We start from the raw sequence: 4,221 nt of genomic DNA, 5'->3' as shown, positions 1-4,221 counted from the left end.
TGGTCCTTCTAATTTTAGTACTTCTGTTTTAATTTTTTCTTCTATCATTTTTTATAAAAAATCGGATACTATTTTTTGTAAATTATCTCCAGCGAGGTTATTTTCTTCTAAATGCCATCTTTGGTTTCCATATTTTCCAGATAAGTACCCTTTTATATAAAGAGGTAAGAATGATATTTTTGTTTCCATTTTTCCTAATACATGCTTTGGTATCATTTCATTTAATCCGCCAGGTTCGTAATGTTCTTCAATAGTTATAAGTTTTTTTGTTTTTTGGATGTTTTCTATTAATTCTGTGGGGATATTTTGAAAGGGGAATATACTTACTATCCATATTTCTGCGTCTTCTTGTATACTTTTATGTTCAAATATATTTCCTAATACGGGTCCTGTTCCTATAATCACTGCTTTGTGTCCATCTTTAATTTTTCTCCATTGAGAAAAAGGAGGTATTGGGTATGGTATTTTAGCAGCTGTGTTAAGTCGTAAGTAATGTGGGCATTGTTCTTGTAGCATTTGCATTACGGCTTCTTCTACATCAGATGCGATAAATGGTATACATATTTTCATGTTTGGCATAAGCCTCATTGCGCCAATATCTTCGGGGTTATGGTGTGTGTGTCCCATAATACCGTATCCAAATCCGCCGCCATTACCTACTAGGTTCACGTGGAGTTTATGAAGACAAATGTCGTTTCTTATCTGCTCGTAAGGTCGTAGTGTGATAAATGGAGCGATACTGTATGCCCATGGAATAAAACCTTCTTTTGATAAAGCGGCGGCTACCGATATCATATTTTGCTCTGCAACCCCTGCGTTAATAAATTTTTCTCCAAATACTTCTTGTACTTTTTCTAAAGCCATAAACCCTAAATCACCTGTTAAAAACACCTGATTTTCTATTGTATGAAAATGCTTTACTATAGCTTGTGCGAATTCTACTCTCATAATAAGATATTTAATTTGTATTCTTGCTCAATTACTTGCATTATTTCTTCAAATTGATTTTCTTGGAATGGTAGGTAATGGCATTCTAGTGTATTTGCTTTTCCATTCCATCCGTTTCCTTTCACGGTATTGCATATAATAGCAGTTGGTTTTTTTATATGGTATTTTGTAGATTCTGCTAAAGCATTAAAGTTATGCCCTTCTGTTTCCCATACTTCGAATCCAAAGGCTTTGCATTTATCCGCAAGAGAAAAGGGATTCATAACTTTTTTAGTTGTTCCGAATCCTTGTAGGTTATTTTTATCTATAAACCATAGAAGGTTGTTTAGGTTATGGTGTGTGATAAATTGTGCTGCTTCCCATGTGCTGCCTTCGTTTAATTCTCCATCTGAAGTAAGGCAATAGATTATGTCTTTTGATTTTTTAAATTTTTTAGAGAGAGCTAATCCTGCTGCGATGCTCAGTCCATGTCCTAAGCTTCCTGTGGCAAAAAGAATTTTGTCTATTTTTCCTGCGGGTGGATGTGCGGGAAAATAAGTAGCGTTTTCATAAAAAGTGTTCACTGCTTTTTCGGTAATAATTTCTTTTTCTGTTAAGACGCTGTAAAGTGCGGCGGCGGCATGTCCTTTTGATAGAACAAATTCATCGGTCTCTTTCATAAGATGAAAGAATATAAATACTAATATTTCAGAGCAAGAGAGTGAAGAACCTATATGTCCTGCATTTGCTTTTTTATAGAGAGCAAGGAATCTTTTTTTTACAAAAAAATTTTTTTCTACTAAGTAATTATGAGTTTTTTTCGGTAACATGAATATTTTTAGATACAGTTTTTAAGAAAGTAATGTATTATTTTCTTTTTCTAAGAGTGCTAAATGTTCTTCTACTTGACGGGTAGTTTCGGTGTGGATATTGTCTTTCCTACTACTTCTTGGGTACTTTTAAAATCGATGAATGCCATATTATTATTCGTTTTCGTTAATCATTCTTTGAAAATAAATCTTCTGCATCCTTTTCATCACTATATTTTACAAAGCAGCCATCTTGTAATTCTAATGCTTTTAACGTTATTTTAATATTGTCAAACTTTTGCTTATTATTTCCTCCCGTAAAAAGATAGTATTGTTTTTTTTCTATTGTTATGGTAGAATATGGTTTGGTACCTTGCTCGTGAAAAAGTTTTATTTTTGGTAATAGATTATCAAGACCTCCAAAATCTAGTTCCATAAGTTTTTGTATTACTTGTGTATACATTTTTGTAAAATTATTATCTCTTATTTGTGTACCAAGTAAGTTTATATACTCTATTTTTTTCGATGTAGGATCCTCTGCCTCAAAAATATTTATTTCTCCTGTATTGCTTTCTCTGTTTCTATCGGGACACTCCCATACCTGTAGGAATATGCTCGTTAGATACTCACATCTTTGTTCTATTTCCTCTATTCCCCATTTTTCATTCTTCGTTATATTTCTGGTTATAGAAAACGAACTGTCTGTGTATATATCTTTTTTTTTGGCAAAAGTGTTATTACCGAGTTCGGGATTGTTTCCGGTAAGGGTAAGATTTCCTATGGTATGGATACGTTGTTCTTTTATTTGTTTACAAATGTCTTCTCCTAAATCTTCTATCCATCCTGTATTGGTGGTGGTTTGAGGAAAAATATGTTCTACTGTAATATTATTGTCTATCTGAACTTTTTCTTTTTGTTCGTGGTACTCTATTCTTTTTAAAATATACTTTATATTATTACTGTTGTACATATCTTTGCTTTTGATACTTTCTATGATTTCTTCATTTCGTGGAAATTTCCATGTACCTGTGGGTAACAAAAGAGTACGTTCAAGAGAGTCAATATAACTATCTTGTTTTACTTGTTTTATTTTGGAACACAGGGAAGCAAAAATTTTATTGAGTGCATTAGTTGGTAATCCTATTATAGCACGTCTTATGCAGAAAGATTGCATCAACTCCAATACTCCTATAAAGATATTTTTATCAATATTCTTTGCTCCGTAATCAGAATACACTTTCATTAAAAAAGGATAGGAAACAGTTATTTCTATTTCTTTTATATACTCTAAATGGATACGAATGTCTGTATCTGTTTCTTTTTCAGGGTTTAGTATTTTTTTATAGTATTCGGATAGGTCTTTTATTTCTGTAAGGTTTTCTTCTATGTTTTCTATTTTACCATTGACAAAAGGGAATTTTTTTTTAAATTCAGAATATACCTTATCTTTATTGGGAATACTTTCATTCTGATAAATAAGATAATCTCTTATAAAATCTGAAGTCTTCGATGGATTTTTATTGTCTTTTGTATCACGAGTATTTTCTTCTATGGGAAGCCAATAATTTGTATATAATTCATTTTGTTTTTCTGGAGGTAGTCGCATAAGAATGTAATTTCGGATAAGGTCTGCTTGTGAAAGGTCAAGCCCTGTGGAATTCATACTTTCAAATATCCTTTGGGGATCATCTTCTTTTCCTAACCTTATTTCTACAAACCAAAGTTTATCCAAACCTTCTATTACCTTCTCATAACTATCAACAGTTATATTTTCTTGAAAATAATTAAAGTTTTTTATTATATTAGAAGTATCATCTCCCTTTTCTGTTGTATTTTCTTCTAAAAGAGATTTAATTGCCTCATCATTATTTTCTGTAGGTCGGAGCTTTAATTTTTCTGTTTTAGAATTAGAATTTGTATTAAACAGAAAAGATTCTATTGTTGATTTCTGGTTAACCTTCTCTTTTGTGCAAAGGCGATACAGAGCTATGTATATAAGAGTGAGAGTGGTAATTCTTTGTTGCCCATCTATAATGACAAACTCTGTTAATGTATTAGTAGTAGATAGTTTTTCATTTCTATAAATAATACTTCCAATGAAATGTGCAGAGATTGTTGTATCAGAAGCTATGTTAATAATATCATCCAAGAGCTGTTTGCAATGTTCTTCTTTCCAATCATAATTTCTTTGGTAAACAGGAATAATAAATTGTGTTGTTGGATTTCGTAAAAAAGTAATTACCTGGTTTTCTTCTGCTTTCATTTTTAGTAAATAATTATGTGTTTATATTTTTTTCTAAGAGTGCTAAATGTTCTTCTACTTGACGGGTAGTTTCGGTGTGGATATTGTCTTTCCTACTACTTCTTGGGTACTTTTAAAATCGATGAATGCCATTTGTTTTGTATTGAGTGTATTGGTAAACAAAAAAATATATAAAAAGAGCATTTTTAAAAATTAGTTTTTATATTTTCTTTAGTCTCTTTT

At 31.2% G+C, this 4,221-nt stretch carries 3 protein-coding genes; all 3 read right to left on the bottom strand.

The annotated features are described in order from the left end of the window. Positions 1-51: 51 nt before the first annotated feature. The 3 genes from QM536_09485 to QM536_09475 all read right to left on the bottom strand — a co-directional run bounded on the left by QM536_09485 (position 52) and on the right by QM536_09475 (position 3,999). On the bottom strand, positions 52-948 hold the full coding sequence (locus tag QM536_09485) for a hypothetical protein (GenBank protein ID MDI9357241.1): 897 nt from the start codon (positions 946-948) through the stop codon (positions 52-54). Then, a complete protein-coding gene (locus tag QM536_09480) occupies positions 945-1,757 on the bottom strand; it encodes a transketolase (GenBank protein ID MDI9357240.1) in 813 nt (270 codons plus the stop codon). Before QM536_09480 ends, QM536_09485 begins: the two co-directional genes overlap by 4 nt. Before the next feature lie 166 nt (positions 1,758-1,923). Next, the gene (locus tag QM536_09475) at positions 1,924-3,999 is read right to left on the bottom strand and encodes a DUF262 domain-containing protein (GenBank protein ID MDI9357239.1); all 2,076 of its coding nucleotides are present in this window, start codon (positions 3,997-3,999) and stop codon (positions 1,924-1,926) included. Positions 4,000-4,221: the final 222 nt, after the last annotated feature.

The organism is Chitinophagaceae bacterium, from assembly GCA_030053935.1.
Lineage (GTDB): Bacteria > Bacteroidota > Bacteroidia > Cytophagales > JASGCU01 > JASGCU01.
This window is presented reverse-complemented; position numbering and strand designations above follow the sequence as displayed.

What these genes read in the sequence shown, in the direction of transcription:
- QM536_09485 (MDI9357241.1), bottom strand. Translation starts at nt 948, where the DNA reads ATGAGAGTAGAATTCGCACAAGCTATAGTAAAGCATTTTCATACAATA.
- QM536_09480 (MDI9357240.1), bottom strand. Translation starts at nt 1,757, where the DNA reads ATGTTACCGAAAAAAACTCATAATTACTTAGTAGAAAAAAATTTTTTT.
- QM536_09475 (MDI9357239.1), bottom strand. Translation starts at nt 3,999, where the DNA reads ATGAAAGCAGAAGAAAACCAGGTAATTACTTTTTTACGAAATCCAACA.